The following is a 16887-nucleotide window of genomic DNA, read 5'->3' on the forward strand; positions in this document are numbered from 1 at the left end:
ATAGATCTAGATTAAACTATAGCAATCGTTTTTCATTCAAAAAGTAGGTAGGCGAGTGCTTTTTGATGTTTTTTGCCTCGTTTATATTTTAAGGTTGTGAGATGAAAATTTTAGTTCGTAATTTAGAACGTACTGTAACTGAAGCTGAATTGTTAGAGTTATTTAAGCAATACGGTACAGTAGATACTTGTACTCTAGTACTTGATGCGGCAACAGGTAAATCGAAAGGTTTTGCTTTTGTTGAAATGCCACATGGTAGAGAAGCAGTTAAAGCGATTAAAGGTTTAAATACCTTGCGCTTACATGGTCATGGAATTCGTGTAAAAGCAGCGGAAGATAAGCCAGAAGCATAATTGGCAGATAGTCTAAGGAGCATTTATTGCTCCTTTTTTTTATTTTAGTATTTAAATAATCTCGTCAAACCATGATAAAAATAAAAACTTAAATTGATATTCTTGCAAAAACGAGCGCTATCTATTTTATTGACATACAACATGGATAAAATTCATTGTGATTTTTGTTCAATAAAGATTAAGCTAAGACTGTAAAGAATGCCAAAATCTTAGGGAACTTCCATGTCACGTGTAGCTCGCTTTCATGCAGACCGTACCAATCAAAAACTTTATTTTGCTCGTCTTGCATGTATGCAGGGAGAACAAACTGAAAATGTTCAACAAGCTCAAGCACATCGTGAAGCAGCAGTATTTCATTTACATGGCGCGGTTTTAGCATTTCTGCAAGAGTTGGTACGTTATTACCGTTTAAATGATTTTTCCCCAACCTTAAAGTCAATCGAAGAAAATATGGCGGCTAAAGGACAAGTCTCACCAGAAGTTTTAGTGATGCAAAAATTAGCCAAAGAAGGATTTATTGCTGAACTCAAAAGAGCGTATCGACTTTGTCAATATGCACCTGAACCAAGTGCGCCAGAACCAGAGGATGAAACATCATCAAACTTAATTATCAAAGTGACGCAAACACCACAAGCTTGGTTGCCTGATACAAAGATTTTAAGAGAGTGGCACCGAGATTTATCGCAACTTATTGATGGTTTTCGTAATGAAATGGTTGAATTCTGATCTTTTTGATCAGATATACTTGAAATTTTGTTTTAAATGACTATATAAAATATCTACAAGATGCAAAGTGCATTCAGCACCTTGCCCCATGTTGAGCATGGAGGATTTATGTCTATCGAACAGTTAAAAGAGTTATTTGGAAATCAGGAAGCTATTTTGGAGTTGGTACAGCTCGAAAGTGGGGAGCTGGCACTGCGTAATGCAGGTTCTGAAAAAGAGCCCTTGGTCACTATTCAATTTAATGAAGAAGTGAAGGCACTACTGGGTGATCAAACGCCAGCGATTGCACAACAGATGATTCAAGCTGCATTATTTGCGTTACTTGAAAAACAGGCAGATGAATGGCACGCTGAAGTTGTTGATGAACAACCAAAATTTATGAGCTAGTGATTTCATTTATTCTAGAATAAATACAATAAACGCACTTTCGAGTGCGTTTTTCTTTGTATGCAAATAACCTGATATACGCAAATGGCATCAAATTCTAGAAGTTTTAAATCTCTGCTTAGATGGGGTGGCGATCCCCCCATCCAACATGGTTATCGATACCATTACATAATGGAAGCACCACGACTTTCCAAGGTCCACAAAGAACAGTCGTGTGGTTTTAGCTGCGTTTTAAAGATCTACGTTTTAAAGATTATCCTAATTCAATGTGTTGGTTCATGATGATGAGCAATTTGGATCTGGTTTAAAATATGATTACTCATGTTTTTCGCCATTTCTTCTTTTGCATAATAGACTTCACCAACATTATCTTTACGGATCACTTCAGCCTCTTCTTTATTTTCAGCACAAACTAACACTTGAATCTCAGGATTAAGCAGCTTAGCAGTATCGACAATTTTATGAATATCTACAATATCCATCGGTGAAATCACCAATAGTCGTGCATGTTGGATATGGGCTTGAATCAAAACACTGGGTTCTGTTGCTCGGCCAGAAACCGCAGCGATGCCTTTTTCACGCAAATTCTCTACAATTTCGCGGTTCTCTTCAGCGATGACCACTTTGATGCCATCATCCATCAACGTTTTGGTAATACGACGTCCGACTTCACCATGACCAACAATCACCACTTGATCACGTAAATACGCTTGATCAACTTCATCTGGAAGCATTGCCAATGGGTCACCGCTACGCTCAAGTAAGCGCGCCAAATGCGAACGCTCACGGATCCAGTTTTGTACAGGTTCGATCGCAGAAAATAGAAACGAATTGAGAGTAATAGAAAATAAAGCACCCGCTAAGATTAAGTTTTGCGCTTCAGGGCTAAGTAATCCCAGTGACAAGCCTAAGGTTGCCAGAATAAAGGAGAACTCTCCAATTTGTGCCAAGCTGGCGCCCACTGTTAATGCTGTATTGATGGGATAACGGAAAAATAACACCAATGCCATCGCTGCCAGCGTCTTACCAATCATAATAATGGCAATGACTGCTAAAATATGCAGAGGCTGTTCCACAATAATACGTGGATCAAATAACATCCCGACAGAAACGAAGAACAAAATCGAGAAAATTTCGCGTAAAGGTAAGGTTTCTTCTTCTGCACGATGACTAAAATCTGATTCTTTAACCACCATTCCGGCAAAGAACGCTCCAAGTGCCATAGAAACGCCGAAGATTGCGTATGAGCCATAAGCGATTGAAACTGCTGCTGCGACTACGGTTAAAGTAAAAAGCTCTCTAGAGCCTAAACGTGCCACATATTGCATAATCATTGGCACAAGGCGTTTGCCAATGATGAGCATAAAGGCGATAAAACCAGTTACTTTTAATAGGGTGATGCCGAGTGTTAACCAAATGTTTTGATCAGATTCATGTCCTGCAATAGGATGTCCGCCTAAAAGTACAGCTGTTGCAGGCAGTAGAACCAAGACTAAAACCATGACCAGATCTTCGACCAGCAACCAGCCAACGGCAATCTTACCATTCACCGAGTTAAGTAGCCCTTTATCACCTAATGCTTTGAGTAAAACCACCGTACTTGCACAGGATAAACTTAAGCCAAAGACCAGTGCAGAACCAAAGCTCCAGCCCCAAAAGATGGAAACTGCCATACCCAGTAAGGTCGCAACCGCGATTTGTAAAATTGCACCAGGGAGGGCAATTTTTCGGACTTGCATTAAATCGTTGAGGGAAAAATGCATTCCGACACCGAACATCAAGAACATGACGCCTAATTCAGCAAGCTGATTGGCCAGCGCGATGTCTGCAACAACACCTGGGGTATTGGGGCTGATGATAATTCCCGCAATTAAATAACCAATCAAAGGTGGCAGGCGTAATCGTGCAGCGATATAGCCAAAGATCAGGGCTATACCAAAACCAACTGCAAGTAAAATAATCAGATCTACATCATGAGGCACTAAATACTCCTTAAATCTTCAGGAGAAATCATTCAAAAAATCATTTCTTAAGGTAATGACTTTGTATAAAGCCATATAAAATGCACAATCAGTGCCAAATTCGCTAAAGAGTTTAACAAGTCGAAGAAAAAAAAGGCAAAAAAAACGACCCAAATGGATCGTATTTTTTAAGAAAACTAAAATTATTTAATTTTAGCTTCTTTGAAGATTACGTGTTGACGGATTTTTGGATCAAATTTTTTGATTTCCATTTTTTCCGGCATAGTACGTTTGTTCTTAGTAGTGGTATAGAAATAACCTGTACCAGCAGTAGAAACTAAGCGAATTTTATCACGCATGGTTCAGACTCCTTAGATCTTTTGACCTTGAGCACGAAGGTCAGCAACAACCTTTTCAATGCCCAATTTGTCGATAATACGCATACCTTTAGTGGTTAGACGAAGACGTACAAAACGTTTTTCGCTTTCTAACCAGAAACGGTGGTGATGCAGGTTCGGCTCGAACCGGCGTTTAGTTTTGTTGTTGGCGTGTGAGACGTTGTTACCAACGACTGGACGCTTGCCGGTAACTTGGCAAACCTTAGACATGGTGTAACTCCATTGATTTAGCCAACAGCAAATCTGTATGGCCAGTCAAAATAAAACGGATTGAATTCATTCAAGGGGCGTTTTATACCAAAATTCCGCTTAAAAGACAAGCGGAATTCGTCAAAACGCAACATGATCTAATTTGATAGATCATGCCTTGATCAGTTAGCGTAAGAAAGTTTTCTCTAAAATCTTATTTAGGGCTTTGTCATAAGGCGCTAATATGAATTTTAAGCTAAATAGCTTAGGAATAGACATTACTGAACGCTCATGTGATAAACCAAAGAAACCTTCTGGGCCATGATATTTGCCCATGCCAGATGCACCAACGCCACCAAATGGTAAATCGTCTTGTGCAACATGGGTAACTACGGCATTTTGACCGAAATGCCCAGAATGGGTACGTTGAGAAACGTATTCTGCGCGGGCATTGTCAAAGTCGAAATAGTATAAAGCAAGTGGACGCGGTCTGCCATTAATAAAGTCAATTACATCGTCAATTTGATCATATTCCATAATTGGAAGCACTGGACCAAAGATTTCATTCTTCATAATGTCCATTGTCGGTAGAACACCTGTTAAGAATGTTGGGGCAATTTTACGTACACTCGCTAATTCTTCATTTTGAGGATTGATTTCAATCAACTCAGCGCCTTGTTGACGTGCATCCTCTAAATAACCTTGAACACGGTTGTATTGCTTATCGTTGATGATGCTGGTGTAATCTTGATTATCACGAATCGTCGGGTACATTGTTGTTGCAGCTTGTTTAAAGCTTTCAATAAACTCGGCAGTTTTTCCTCTAGGTAGGAACATATAGTCTGGTGCTACACAGGTTTGACCAGAGTTCCACAATTTACCAAAAGCAATACGTTCAGCGACCAGATTGAGATCGCTTGAAGGGTGTACGATTACAGGTGATTTACCACCAAGCTCAAGAATAACAGGCACTAGATTTTCGGCAGCAGCGGACATCACGGTTTTACCGACATTGGTAGAGCCAGTAAAAATGATTTTATCGAATGCTAAATGTGAAAATGCATCGGAAATTTGACCACCGCCATTGACCACGGCAACCAATTCTTGTGGAAATGCTTCTGAGAGTGCATTTTCAAGTACGAAGCCAAAATTAGAAGATGAACTTGAAATTTTGAGTATTGCGTGATTTCCAGCAGCCAGTGCACAAATCAGTGGGCCAACAGAAAGCAATAATGGATAGTTCCATGGTGCAATAATTCCAATCACACCTAAAGGCTGATATTGCACCCAAGCTTTGGCTGGTTGGTGTAAGATAGACACATGGCGCTTAGATGGTTTCATCCATGCTGTTAAATGCTTGCTATAATATTTAATTTGTTCTAAACATGTGAGTAGTTCACCAATTTTAGTTTCGCTGATTGAACGATTGCCGTAGTCTTGATTGATTGCTTCTGCAAATTGATCTTGGTATTTTACCAGAACTTTCTTTAAGCGAGCTAAACGTTCAATACGTTCCTTTGCTGTAGGAACAGGGTAGCGTTGATAAGCGACTTTCTGTTGTTCAAGAATGTCATGCATACGTTGAACTTCAGGTGAGTAAGAAGTCATTGAATTTGTTTTTGTATGACTGTTCATGACAAACACCATTTACGAATAGGTTAATATAATATAATTTTTAGAGTAAATACTCTAAATAGTCAAGTCACTTTATGTTAGCTTGTGCTAACGGTTAAAAATGGTAATAGGATGTCGAGCTCCAAAACTTTGAAAACGAAAGACCGAATTTTGCAGATTAGTCTGCAACTTTTTAATGAGCGCGGCGAACGTGCAGTTACAACGAATCATATTGCAGCAGAGCTTGGGATCAGTCCTGGAAATTTGTATTATCATTTTCGAAACAAACAAGAAATCATCAAAGAATTGATGGAACAATACCAAAAAGAAACTTTAGATATGCTGTCATTACCCGATGACCGTGGAGTCAATGCGAATGATAAAATCCGTTATTTCCAAGTTTTAAGCAGTCAGCTATGGGAATATCGCTTTCTACATCGTGATGTTTATCATTTAATTGAAAATAATGACGACTTTAGAAAAATTTATCCTCGCTTTGCTGGCAAGGTGATGCAACAAGGGCAAAAAATTTATCATGCCTTTGTTGAAGCAGGGCTGATGCAGATGACACCTTCTGAAATTGAAGCACTCATCATCAATATTTGGATTGTCCTGACCAACTGGACCAACTTCCTATATATGTCTGGGCATTTAAGTGATTCCAACCATTTAGATGAAAAATGGATTTGGCAAGCATTGCGCCAGATGGTGTTTTTAGAAGGTCCTTATTTACGTGGTGAAAGTCGTGAAACCTATGAACGTTTGCTAGAAAGCTTCGGTTCTTCGGAATTATTTGCCAGTTTATCTGCGGTAAAACGCGATTGATGCTGAATCAAGATTGAAAGCTGATGAAAAAGCGTTAAAATATTCGGCTGTTTTTTAAATTAACTTATAAGTGATATCCATCAACATGAACATGACTACTGCCAACACAGCACGTCTACTGATTACTTGTGAAGACAAGCCAGGAATCGTGCAAGCTGTATCGAGCTTTTTGTATCATCAGGGCGCGAACATTACTGCGCTTGATCAATACGCAACTGAAGCTCAGGGCGGGCGTTATTTTATGCGTGTTGAGTTTGAACTTGATCATTTGCAATCCCGTCGTGAGAGTCTCATTCAAACTTTCGCAACCAATGTGGCTGAACGTTATAGTATGCATTGGCGTTTGGCTTTGGTGAGCGACATTAAAAAAGTCGGTATCTTGGTGTCTAAAGTTGACCATGCTTTGCTTGAGTTGTTGTGGCGTCATTCGCGTGGTGGCTTACCTTGTGAAATTACCCAAGTGGTTTCAAACCATGAAGACTTACGCGAATCAGTAGAAAACTTTGGTATCCCTTTCTATGTGGTTCCTGTCAACAAAGAAAATAAACGTGAAGCCTATACAAAGATCGATGAGTTAATGCAAGGGAATGATTTATTGGTTCTCGCGCGTTATATGCAAATTCTCGATGAAGAGTTTGTACAAAAGTGGGAAATGAAAGTGATCAATATTCATCACTCATTTTTACCTGCTTTTGTGGGGGCAAATCCATATAAACAGGCTTATGAAAAAGGCGTTAAATTGATTGGGGCAACAGCGCATTATGTGACGGCTGATCTGGATCAAGGCCCAATCATTGAGCAAGATGTAGAACGAGTAAACCACGATTTTACTGTGGATCAACTGCGTGAATTAGGCCAAGATGTTGAACGTAACGTACTTGCTAGAGCGGTCAAATGGCATCTAGAAGACCGTATTATTGTCGATGGTAATAAGACTGTTGTTTTTCAATAACATGTGAATATTCATTTAATATGAGTCGTAAAAAAGGATGCTTTATGCATCCTTTTTTTATTTTTAATTTGTAAAATCGATTAAAAACATTGAAAAACCAGTTGCAAATGAAAACACTTCTCATTTATCATTGTTGCACTTTAATTGTTCTATCCGATGAGCTTAATCTACAAACTGAATAATTTTTTGTAGTTTGCTCAATTTTAGGTATTTAGATTCTTATGAGTCAGTCTTCCATTGCACCACTTCAAACGCCACCACCGATGAAGAAAAAAGTCCTTGCTGCAGTGTTAGCAGTTGTTGTCGGGCACGTAGGTGTGTTGTGGGGGGTAAGTCATATGAAACCATTTGAACTGCCTCAAATAAAGAAAGAACCTTTAAAAATCAAATTTTTAAAGTTAAAAGAAGATGTTCCACCGCCGCCGCCACCTCCATCTGAACCCATCAAACCTAAAGTTCAACCGAAACCTATAGAGAAGAAAGTTGAGCCTAAACCTGTGGTTAAGCCAAAAATCATTGAGCAGAAAAAACCTGTAGAAAATGATGATCGGGCAAGAAAGCTTGAAGAACAAAAGCGTTTAGAAGAGCAACAGAAGCAGGATAAGGCACGTCAAGATGAGCAAAAACGTCAAGATGATCAGAAGCGTGCGGAACAGCAGAAACGTGAACAAGATGAACGTGATCGTCAAAAACGTGAGCAAGATGAGCGCGATCGTCAACGTCGTGATCAAGAGCAAAGAAACACGCCGCGTAATGTAAATGAAGGTCAGGTGTCTTGGAGTCGTAGTCCACGTATCGCAAAAGAGCAATTACTTAAACTGATGTCTCCAGAAGATGGAACAAAAGTTGTGAATCTAGAAATTACTGCGGATGCGGGCGGAAATATTACCAATGTTCGTATTCTTCAATCTAGTGGTAATTCAAGTTTAGATAGTTATGTTGTTAAGCAGACTCAATCTGCAAAATTTAAAGCTTATAGAGAAAATGGTGCGGGTGTACCATTTAAAATTAGGCAAGATTTTGCATTGTCGGTCTCTAAAAAGTAAATAATTTTTTTAAGAATTAGGAAATGTGCATATGAACTTTTCAGTTTATTGGCAACATGCTGATGCGGTCAGTAAGACACTGTATTTCGTGTTATTGGCAATGTCTATTGCAACGTGGACTGTGTTCATTTTGCGTATTCTAGGCACGCGTCAACTCAAGCAGGTTGCTCAGGATCACCTTGCTCAGGCTTTAAAAGCATTAAAAGCCAAGCTTGCGCCATTAAGCTTTGACCAACGTAAAGCAGTTGCAGAACAAGCGTTACTACGTCAAATCTCAGCAGAAAAGGCCAATGCTGAAAAAGGTGTTTCAGTTTTAGGAACGATTGCTTCACTTGCACCATTTGTTGGTTTATTTGGTACGGTATGGGGAATCTTCCACGCACTTGTTGCTGTAGGTAAAAGTGGTCAAGCAGGTTTAGCTCAAGTTGCAACGCCAGTTGGTGAGGCACTGATCATGACTGGTCTAGGTCTTGCTGTAGCGATTCCAGCGGTATTGGCATATAACATTTGCGTACGTTTTAACCGTACATTGTCAAATGAGTTGCAAGATCAAGCACATGGTTTGTTAATTGATACGATGTTACAACAAGATTCTTCAACGCAAAAAGTTGAATCTGAATCTACCAGTAAAGGTTTAGTTGGAGGTCAAGCTTAATGGCTTTTCAATTGGGAGAAGACAACGATTCTGGCATGAATGAGATGAATCTCATTCCGCTGATCGATATTATGTTGGTATTGATGATCATCTTCTTGGTGACAGCCACCGTTGCTAACCCATCGATACCATTAACTTTACCAAAGACTACTGCTGAAGTAATCGCGCCTCCACCTGAAGCAATTACCATCAGTATCAATCAGAATGGCGATGTGGCTTGGAATGATAAAGTCATTACTTTAGATGAATTGGCTAAACGATTTGATGAAGAAGGTCAAAAGCCAGTAAAACCAGCTGTACAGTTGAGAGCGGATAAAGAATCTCGCTATGATACCGTTGCACAAGTGATGTCTCGTGCAAGTGAAGCAGGATTAAATGATCTTGCCTTTATGAGTGATAATTAATTTAAATAATTACAAATATTTTAAAACCTCCTTTTATGGAGGTTTTTTTATGTTGATATTTTGGCTATTGGGTTAGTTCACTTTTGTTGTATAAAGTGAAGTATTTTCAGTGATCTTAGTCTTTTAAAAGATCTTGAAATTGGCTATGGAGTTTGAGTAATTTTGGCGGAATGGCAAAATTACAATAACCTTGCGCAGGATTACGGGCAAAGAAGTTTTGATGATATTCTTCGGCAGGATGGAAGGTGGGTGCTGGACTGAGTTCAGTCACAATATTTAAACCATCTGCTTTAAGCTGCTCAATAAATTGTTCAGATTCAAGTTTTTGCTGTTCATTGAAGTAATAAATCACCGAACGATATTGTGTTCCAATATCATTGCCTTGGCGGTTTAATGTAGTTGGATCATGAATTGCAAAAAAAACCGTGAGTAATTGTTGATAATTGATTTGCTGTTCATCAAATTCAATCAAAATCACTTCAGCATGATTGGTATCCCCATTACAAATTGCTTCATAAGTTGGATTGGGAGTATGCCCGCCAGCATAACCACTGACTACGTGATTGACACCTTTGAGCTGTAAAAATACGGCTTCGGTACACCAAAAGCAGCCACCACCAAATAGAGCCTGTTGCATGTGAAGATCCCTTTATTTTTAAATTATGGAAAAGACGAAACGATGCTAAAGATCATATCGTGAACTTGCTTAGTTTGTCATATAACCATTTAAGCATAGGTACAATACCTGTTTGATTCACTAAACAGATCTGTTTAAATTGTTGCAAAATTTTAAAAGTGCAATCTATTCGAATTGCTGTAAAAACTTAAGCTTTTCCATTTAAGGTGAACCAAAAGACATTCAATAGAATGCCTTCTATATTCATGAGAATTTATTCGTCATCTAATAAATCCATTTGTTTTGCAATTTGATAGAGGTTATTTGAACGATTACCTGTACGACAAAACATGAGTACTGGTTTTGGAAGCTCGTTAAAGCGGTTGGCAAAGCTTCTGACATCAACTTCTGTGATTTGACCAGCAACGACAGGTAGAAATACATAGTCCAAACCTGCAGCACGTGCAGCTTCTTCAATTTGAGCACTTGTAGGCTGTTCTGTTCCGCCTTCCATATCAGGACGATTATTCATTATAGACTTAAAGCCTTTTTCTGCCACTTGAGCAATATGTTCTGGACCAATTTGACCAGCAAAACCAACATTTTCACTCATTTCGTCACTCCTATATGATTTAAAATCCAATATGCTATATATAATAGCATTAAGCTCAGAACTGAGTTTGAACGATAAAAGATTTATAAAAGAAATATCTATAAAAGATAACGCAATGGAGTGTGTATGTACGCATATACAGTTGAACCACTATATATCCCCATTGGACAAGAAGTCATAGCGGCAGATTTTTATCGACCTAAAAATCTAAAAAAACCTGCTGTTATTATTATGGCTCATGGATTTGCATGTTTAAGACAATTTAAGTTGGTGAACTATGCGCAAAAAATTGCACAGGCAGGCTATGCGGTTGTGCTGTTTGATTATCGTTTTTGGGGAGGAAGTACAGGCTTTCCTCGTGAACTGATTTCATTGCAGAATCAGTTGGATGATTGGAAAACCGTGGTCAGTTATGTCGCAACACAAAAGAAAATTAATCCAAAAAAAATAGCGCTTTGGGGGACCTCTTTGAGTGGAGGCTATGTACTTAGTCTTGCAAGTGAGCTAAAGAGTGTCCAAGCTATTATGGTGCAAGTGCCTTATGTGGATGGGGCAGAAACTGCAAAATTGTTTCCAATTCAACAGTTACCCAAGGCATTAAAAATATCCAGTCAAGATTATATGGGGGCAAAAGTTGGTATGCTTCCACGAACCTTACCTGTGGTACATCCCTTTGATTTATGTTTTATTCCGACCAAAGATAGTTATAACGGCTATATGTCGATTGTAAATCCAGACTACTTTTGGAGTGGTGAAGTTCCGGCACGGGTATTTTTTAATTTAATCCGTTTTAGACCAATTCAGACTGTCAGAAGTATTAATATTCCTGTGCTATTTATTGCGGCTAAAAAAGACAGTTTTATCCCCATTGAATCTAGCCGAGAAACGGCAACAAATATTGCACCTTTTGTGCAATATCATGAATGGGATATGGCACATTTTGATATTTATCATGGGAAATGGTTGGAAAAATCAATTTTGACCCAATTAGAGTTTTTACATCAACATATTGGAGTGAGCTAGATGATTATTGTATGCCCATCATGTGGCGCAAAAAACCGAGTTCCCGAAGATAAACTAAATGCTCAACCCACTTGTGGTCAATGTCATCAAAATTTGATTGCACTTGCTCCTATTGAGTTAAATGAACAAAATTTCAGTAACTTTGTCAGTCATAGTGATTTGCCAATTATGATTGATTTATGGGCAGAGTGGTGTGGCCCATGCAAAATGATGGCACCGCATTTTGCTGAAGTTGCAAAAAATAACCCCCATGTGGTTTTTGCTAAAATTGATACTGAAGCGAATCCACGGTTAAGTAGTGCATTTAATATTCGCAGTATCCCAACCTTGGTTTTAATGAATAAAACCACGGAAGTTGCTAGAATAAGTGGTGCGTTACGTGCTAACCAATTACAAGAATGGTTAGATCAACAATTGAATGCCCATAAGTAATTCACGGGCTCGGAGTTATTGTGTCAGATTCTCATGTAAAACCTGAAGGTACACTGTCTTTACAAACCATCGCAATGCCAGCAGATACAAACTGGAGTGGTGATGTTTTTGGTGGTTGGATTGTTTCACAAATGGATTTGGCTGGTGCAATTCATGCAGAACGCTTTAGTAAAGGGCGTTGTGCAACGATTTCGATTAATCAGATGACTTTTCTTGTTCCCGTAAAAGTGGGGGATGTGATCAGTTGTTATACCAAGCTTTTAAAGGTCGGTAATACATCGATTCAAATGCAGATCGAAGTTTGGGATAGTCATGACAGTTCTCGTGCTGCCAAACGTGTGACTGCAGGTGTATTTACTTTTGTTGCTGTAGATGTTGCGGGAAATAAACGCCAAATTCCTGAAGATGTAAAGCAGAAGTATTTAGCGTCACAAAGTGCTTAAATGCTCAAGATAAAAAATCCCAACATTGTTTGGGATTTTTTATGGAATAGGTGCTTAGATCGTTTGATTTAAATACTGTGTTAAAACATGGTATTGCTGTTGGCGCTTGATTCTGGAACAGCTTGCTGTACATCCCAGTGTTCAATAATTTTTCCATTTTCGACTCTAAAGATATCGACAATTGCAACACCACGATCTTGTGGATTTTGAGCTGAATGAACGTGTAAAAATACTAAATTTCCTTCTGCGACAGCACGTTTGATTACACTTTTTGCTTCAGGATTTTTTTGGAAATACTGGGTAAAGTGATTTACAAAGGGCGCTTTACCATCTGGAACACGCGGGTTGTGCTGAATATATTGGTCACCAATATAACGATCTGCATATGCTTTAACTTGATGCTTTTGAAATACACCTTCATAAAAATCAGTCACAATGGCTTTATTTTGTTGCGCTTGTTGGGTGGTTGAATTCGCTGCTAATGTGTTGCCCGTTGCAGTAGTAGCAACGTGATTTGGATTTTGGGCACATGCAGTGAGAAACAAAATAGGGCTTAGAATGAGGCTGAGTACAATAATTTTTCTTGGCGTAGCTGATCGCATGGTTATTCTCTATAGTTCAAATCTCAATAGTTCAAGATGGTGGTGGAAATAACACCATCTTGATGAGTAAATAAGCATGAATATAGTGAATAATCGTCACTCATTATTTGTACTTTGGTAAATTTTATACTTACTGAGCAGTAAGTTTTATTTACATTTGCAGATTTGTATTTATTTCTTTTTTAGGCGTTCTTTTGACACCCAAGCCCACACCATTTGGCATTCTACAGGCTCTTTTCCAGACTCATCCATAATGGTGACTGGAACCAGCGTTTCACCTTTTTCAGAGCTTTGCATTTCTAAAATTTGTTCTTTGCTCAATGTCGCTGTTGCTGTCATATCACCTTTAGATGGTCGTTTATATTCAATATGCATGCTTTTGATCAAGACAATTGAACTATCAGGAACATTCATACCTGTGACAAAGCCTGTTGCTGTTTCAGCAATCAACGCCATTGCAACAGCGTGTAATTGTCCAATATGGTTTTGCATGGCACGGTGGTTTTTAATTTCCACCACAACTTTTGAATGGCTGACTTCTAGGTACTTAATATTGGCTGTGCCCACCATAGGCACAACTCGACCAAACGCCTTACTCCAGAGCGTACTACGAATGCCTTTAGGGAATTTAGAAGTCGCTTTCACAAGTTTAGATAAACGGTTGGTCTGAGTCATGTCTTAACCTATAGTGTTGCTAAAGACCTTAGTCTTTGAAGTTATTAAATTGTAAAGGTACACCGAATTGTTGTTCTTTTAAAAATGCCATAACTTGCTGTAATGTATCGCGCTTTTTATCAGTTACACGTATCTTGTCACCTTGGATAGAAGATTGCACTTTGACGCCACTTTCTTTAATGGCTTTATTAATTTTTTTTGCGGTATCTGAGTCAAGTCCATCTTTAAGCTTGATCACTTGCACAATATTTTTACCTGAAGCCGTCATTTTTTGTGGATCAAGGGCTTGAATATCGATTTTACGTTTAAAGAAATGATTTTCAAGCATGCTATAGACTTGTTCACACTGGAAATCACTTTCAGTTGAAATTTTAATTTCTTTGGCTTTTTCATTAATTTCGATTGAAACGTCCTGACCACGGAAGTCAAAGCGTGTTGCAATTTCTTTTTGTGTGTTTTGAACAGCATGATTTACTTCAAAAATCTCTAATTCTGAAACAATATCGAAAGATGGCATAGTTTAGACCTTTACAAATGGAAAGAATATCTGAGATGCTAGGGATGTTTTCTTCATTTGCCAAGTGTTGTTTACATCAAAGGAGTGCACAATGATCCGTAAATTAGAAATTACAACATTTGAGTTCCCAGAAAATGCAGTTATCTGGGATGTTCGTGATGCAAAAGCCTTTGCCGAAGGCCATGTAAAAGGGGCTGTAAATCAGCCTATAGATGGTTTAAGTGCTGAGAGCTTGACTCAAGTGAATTCGGATCAGTCCATTTACATTTTATGTGGTGGTGGAAGTAAAGCGCCTCGAGCTGCTGAAAAATTAGAGAGTTTAGATGATTCTCGTGATTACGTTGTACTTATGGGGGGAACACGTGCAGCACGTGATGCAGGTCTCCCATTAGAACAGGGTTCATAAAAAAGCGCCGAAAGGCGCTTTTTTATTACGATAATCAATAAAAAAGAATCATGATTGAATCGGTTTAAAATAAGGTTTTTTGGCTTTTACTTTCTTTTGAAAGCGGTTTGGACTTAATTTTTGCAATAAATTTTGGGGAATCGGGCAAGCTTGATTAAGGACCAAAGCCACCAAGATTTCACTACACAAGGGCGCAAATAAAAAACCTTTAGAGCCAAGCCCAGAAAATGTATAAATCTCTTTCTCAGCTTCAACTTTTCCCAGTAATGGAAAATAGTCCAGACTTTGGGCTCGTACAGAAGCACGCCCGTGCCATTCATCTACTTTGCAGAGTGATTCTGCGTATTGTGGAAACACACTGTGGATAAGTTCATAGTTATGCACATGGTCTTCAAGCAAAACTTCAGTGTCATCACGATTGGGATAAAAAGAAGCACCTAAAATCAAATGTTGTTCATCAAGCTGCATGCAGTAGCCACCATAACTGTAGGCGTATTGTGGATCTAATCGGTGTTTAACATTGTTGAGCCAACTAACTTGTCCACGGATCGGTTTGAGTATCGGGAACTGCTTAAAAAAAGCATGGCTTTCTTTGGCACAACATACAATCACATGATTAAAATCACCAAGATCTGTGTGCTGGCTATCTTGTAGTGTTAATTGATGATGATTCGATTGAACAATACTATGAATGTGAGCATGTTTAAATTGAATCAGCGGATGTTCAAGAATTTGGTCTTTGAGTTGCTGGGGATAAATTGAACCCGCTTGAGTGAGCTGTAAGCTCTCTAGCGTGGTTTGTAGCTCTAAATCATCTGCTGTTTGAGTTTTGAGTAAATCTTGAGGATATTGCGCTGGTAAATCCAGTAAATGTTCAGCATTTTTTTGTGCTAATTGTTGAACCGCAATAGCACGAAAAGCCTGAAATTTTGGATAGTGCTGTAAGGCATGTTGCCAAGCCAAGGTCATTAAATGTTCCGAACTTTGCTCGATAGGGCATAGTTTCGGATTTAATAAGGCCAGAGGATTACCAGAAGCACCTGCTAAAGGCGCTGATTGGTCGTAAATCGTAACTTGATGTCCTCTTTGGGCAAATCCCCATGCGCAGCTTAAACCTGCAATTCCAGCACCAATGATGGCAATGTGGCGTTGATTGAAATTATTTTGATTTTTCCGTATTTTTTTTTGAATGTTTTGCGCTGTAAGGTCCATTGACTGAGATTGATTTTCTTCGGCTGTTTGCTCAGATGGATTCCAAATGGCTTTTAGCATTTCACGTTTATGACCAAAACCACGCGGACGTGAAATAGTGATTCCATGTTGTTTTAGACCCCGTTTAAGCACGCCTGCCACGCTGAATGAGGCAAAAGTTGTTCCAAAATCTGACAGTCTGACAATATTGTTTAAAACTTTATCTTCCCACATATCTGGATTACAAGAGGGTGCAAATCCATCTAAAAACCATGCATTAACTTGTTGGGCTTTTACCATTGCTGGAAATACATCATGTGCATCACCTAACCACAGATCAATTGAAAAACGGGCTTCTGGAAAGCTTAAACGGTGACAACCAGCGATGGGTAATGGATAGTGTTGAATCAACTGATCAGAAAATTGTTGAAGTTCAGTCCAGACCTTCAACGCACGGGTTAAATCCTGTTTAGACAAGGGGAACTTCTCTACACTGATCACATGTAGGTGGCTGTGATTATCTGGACGAACATTGTGCCAAAGTTGCCACAATGCCAAAATATTTAATCCTGTACCAAAGCCAGTTTCACCAACACAGAAATATTCAAAATCATCTAAATCTGCAAGTCGTGTTGAAAGATCATTACCATTCAAAAATACGTGTCGGGTTTCAAGTAACCCGTTGTCTTTAGAAAAATAGACATCACCAAATTGTTTGGAAATTGGAACTTCAATTCCATCAATACATTGCCAGTCTAAATCGGCAGTTTGAATGGCATTTGACAAAGCAGATTACCTTTTGATAATTAAAATGAAAAAACCTGACATTTCGCAGTATCAGGTTATAGCGTGAAACTTT

22 protein-coding genes are annotated in these 16887 nt (G+C 38.8%); 12 read left to right on the plus strand and 10 right to left on the minus strand.

What is annotated here, in order from left to right; translation table 11 throughout:
- Positions 1–101 precede the first annotated feature (101 nt).
- The 3 genes from ASC84_RS16940 (at position 102) to ASC84_RS16950 (ending at position 1466) form a co-directional block, all read left to right on the plus strand.
- Positions 102–353 carry an RNA-binding protein gene (locus tag ASC84_RS16940; RefSeq protein ID WP_004718014.1) on the plus strand — a complete coding sequence of 84 codons (252 nt, stop codon included), beginning with the start codon at positions 102–104 and terminating at the stop codon, positions 351–353.
- 222 nt (positions 354–575) lie between these two features.
- Positions 576–1079 (plus strand): DUF6586 family protein, encoded by a 504-nt coding sequence (locus tag ASC84_RS16945; RefSeq protein ID WP_004718012.1) that lies wholly within the window; start codon positions 576–578, stop codon positions 1077–1079.
- A 108-nt stretch (positions 1080–1187) separates the two neighbouring features.
- Positions 1188–1466 (plus strand): hypothetical protein, encoded by a 279-nt coding sequence (locus tag ASC84_RS16950; protein ID WP_004718010.1) that lies wholly within the window; start codon positions 1188–1190, stop codon positions 1464–1466.
- A gap of 263 nt (positions 1467–1729) precedes the next feature.
- Here the strand turns inward: ASC84_RS16950 and ASC84_RS16955 are convergent, their stop codons facing one another.
- From ASC84_RS16955 to ASC84_RS16970, 4 genes are all read right to left on the minus strand, one after another.
- Complete coding sequence (locus ASC84_RS16955) at positions 1730–3448, minus strand: cation:proton antiporter (RefSeq protein ID WP_004718008.1); 1719 nt, start codon at positions 3446–3448, stop codon at positions 1730–1732.
- A gap of 182 nt (positions 3449–3630) precedes the next feature.
- Complete coding sequence (gene rpmG, locus ASC84_RS16960; protein ID WP_003654787.1) at positions 3631–3786, minus strand: 50S ribosomal protein L33; 156 nt, start codon at positions 3784–3786, stop codon at positions 3631–3633.
- A 12-nt stretch (positions 3787–3798) separates the two neighbouring features.
- On the minus strand, positions 3799–4035 hold the full coding sequence (rpmB, locus tag ASC84_RS16965; RefSeq protein ID WP_000048256.1) for a 50S ribosomal protein L28: 237 nt from the start codon (positions 4033–4035) through the stop codon (positions 3799–3801).
- Positions 4036–4200: 165 nt separating this feature from the next.
- On the minus strand, positions 4201–5649 hold the full coding sequence (locus ASC84_RS16970) for a coniferyl aldehyde dehydrogenase (RefSeq protein ID WP_016539261.1): 1449 nt from the start codon (positions 5647–5649) through the stop codon (positions 4201–4203).
- Positions 5650–5760: 111 nt separating this feature from the next.
- Between ASC84_RS16970 and ASC84_RS16975 the strand changes: the two genes are divergently transcribed.
- The 5 genes from ASC84_RS16975 (at position 5761) to ASC84_RS16995 (ending at position 9510) form a co-directional block, all read left to right on the plus strand.
- Positions 5761–6453, plus strand: coding sequence for a TetR/AcrR family transcriptional regulator (locus tag ASC84_RS16975; protein WP_034611676.1), 693 nt, complete (start codon positions 5761–5763; stop codon positions 6451–6453).
- An 85-nt stretch (positions 6454–6538) separates the two neighbouring features.
- The gene (gene purU / locus ASC84_RS16980; RefSeq protein ID WP_016539263.1) at positions 6539–7405 is read left to right on the plus strand and encodes a formyltetrahydrofolate deformylase; all 867 of its coding nucleotides are present in this window, start codon (positions 6539–6541) and stop codon (positions 7403–7405) included.
- 221 nt (positions 7406–7626) lie between these two features.
- Entirely contained in the window at positions 7627–8451 is an 825-nt protein-coding gene (locus ASC84_RS16985; RefSeq protein ID WP_004818828.1) for an energy transducer TonB, read from the plus strand.
- Positions 8452–8482: 31 nt separating this feature from the next.
- On the plus strand, positions 8483–9106 hold the full coding sequence (locus tag ASC84_RS16990; protein WP_004717997.1) for a MotA/TolQ/ExbB proton channel family protein: 624 nt from the start codon (positions 8483–8485) through the stop codon (positions 9104–9106).
- The gene (locus tag ASC84_RS16995; protein WP_004717995.1) at positions 9106–9510 is read left to right on the plus strand and encodes a biopolymer transporter ExbD; all 405 of its coding nucleotides are present in this window, start codon (positions 9106–9108) and stop codon (positions 9508–9510) included. The genes ASC84_RS16990 and ASC84_RS16995 overlap by 1 nt, the downstream gene beginning before the upstream one ends.
- 115 nt (positions 9511–9625) lie before the next feature.
- Here the strand turns inward: ASC84_RS16995 and msrA are convergent, their stop codons facing one another.
- Together msrA and ASC84_RS17005 are read right to left on the minus strand one after the other, a co-directional pair.
- The gene (gene msrA / locus ASC84_RS17000) at positions 9626–10147 is read right to left on the minus strand and encodes a peptide-methionine (S)-S-oxide reductase MsrA (RefSeq protein ID WP_004818830.1); all 522 of its coding nucleotides are present in this window, start codon (positions 10145–10147) and stop codon (positions 9626–9628) included.
- Between the two features lie 253 nt (positions 10148–10400).
- Entirely contained in the window at positions 10401–10739 is a 339-nt protein-coding gene (locus tag ASC84_RS17005; RefSeq protein ID WP_056516927.1) for a TIGR01244 family sulfur transferase, read from the minus strand.
- Positions 10740–10865: 126 nt separating this feature from the next.
- On the opposite strand from ASC84_RS17005, the gene ASC84_RS17010 reads away from it, so the two are divergent.
- From ASC84_RS17010 to ASC84_RS17020, 3 genes are read left to right on the plus strand one after another with little or no spacing between them, the layout of a single operon-like run.
- Positions 10866–11762 carry an alpha/beta hydrolase gene (locus ASC84_RS17010; RefSeq protein WP_056516930.1) on the plus strand — a complete coding sequence of 299 codons (897 nt, stop codon included), beginning with the start codon at positions 10866–10868 and terminating at the stop codon, positions 11760–11762.
- Complete coding sequence (trxC, locus tag ASC84_RS17015; protein ID WP_056516933.1) at positions 11763–12194, plus strand: thioredoxin TrxC; 432 nt, start codon at positions 11763–11765, stop codon at positions 12192–12194.
- 20 nt (positions 12195–12214) lie between these two features.
- Entirely contained in the window at positions 12215–12637 is a 423-nt protein-coding gene (locus ASC84_RS17020; RefSeq protein ID WP_004717987.1) for an acyl-CoA thioesterase, read from the plus strand.
- 80 nt (positions 12638–12717) lie between these two features.
- Here the strand turns inward: ASC84_RS17020 and ASC84_RS17025 are convergent, their stop codons facing one another.
- The 3 genes from ASC84_RS17025 to ASC84_RS17035 form a co-directional block, all read right to left on the minus strand.
- Complete coding sequence (locus tag ASC84_RS17025) at positions 12718–13239, minus strand: nuclear transport factor 2 family protein (protein ID WP_056516936.1); 522 nt, start codon at positions 13237–13239, stop codon at positions 12718–12720.
- A gap of 171 nt (positions 13240–13410) precedes the next feature.
- The gene (locus ASC84_RS17030; protein WP_004717985.1) at positions 13411–13914 is read right to left on the minus strand and encodes a DUF4442 domain-containing protein; all 504 of its coding nucleotides are present in this window, start codon (positions 13912–13914) and stop codon (positions 13411–13413) included.
- A gap of 28 nt (positions 13915–13942) precedes the next feature.
- On the minus strand, positions 13943–14431 hold the full coding sequence (locus tag ASC84_RS17035; RefSeq protein ID WP_004717983.1) for a YajQ family cyclic di-GMP-binding protein: 489 nt from the start codon (positions 14429–14431) through the stop codon (positions 13943–13945).
- Between the two features lie 91 nt (positions 14432–14522).
- Between ASC84_RS17035 and ASC84_RS17040 the strand changes: the two genes are divergently transcribed.
- A complete protein-coding gene (locus tag ASC84_RS17040) occupies positions 14523–14837 on the plus strand; it encodes a rhodanese-like domain-containing protein (protein ID WP_004717980.1) in 315 nt (104 codons plus the stop codon).
- 48 nt (positions 14838–14885) lie between these two features.
- On the opposite strand, the gene mnmC is transcribed toward ASC84_RS17040, so the two are convergent.
- Positions 14886–16814, minus strand: a complete 1929-nt coding sequence (gene mnmC / locus ASC84_RS17045; RefSeq protein ID WP_056516939.1) for an FAD-dependent 5-carboxymethylaminomethyl-2-thiouridine(34) oxidoreductase MnmC — start codon at positions 16812–16814, stop codon at positions 14886–14888.
- Positions 16815–16887: the final 73 nt, after the last annotated feature.

Origin of the sequence: Acinetobacter sp. Root1280 (assembly GCF_001425285.1) — a bacterium.
GTDB lineage: Bacteria > Pseudomonadota > Gammaproteobacteria > Pseudomonadales > Moraxellaceae > Acinetobacter > Acinetobacter guillouiae.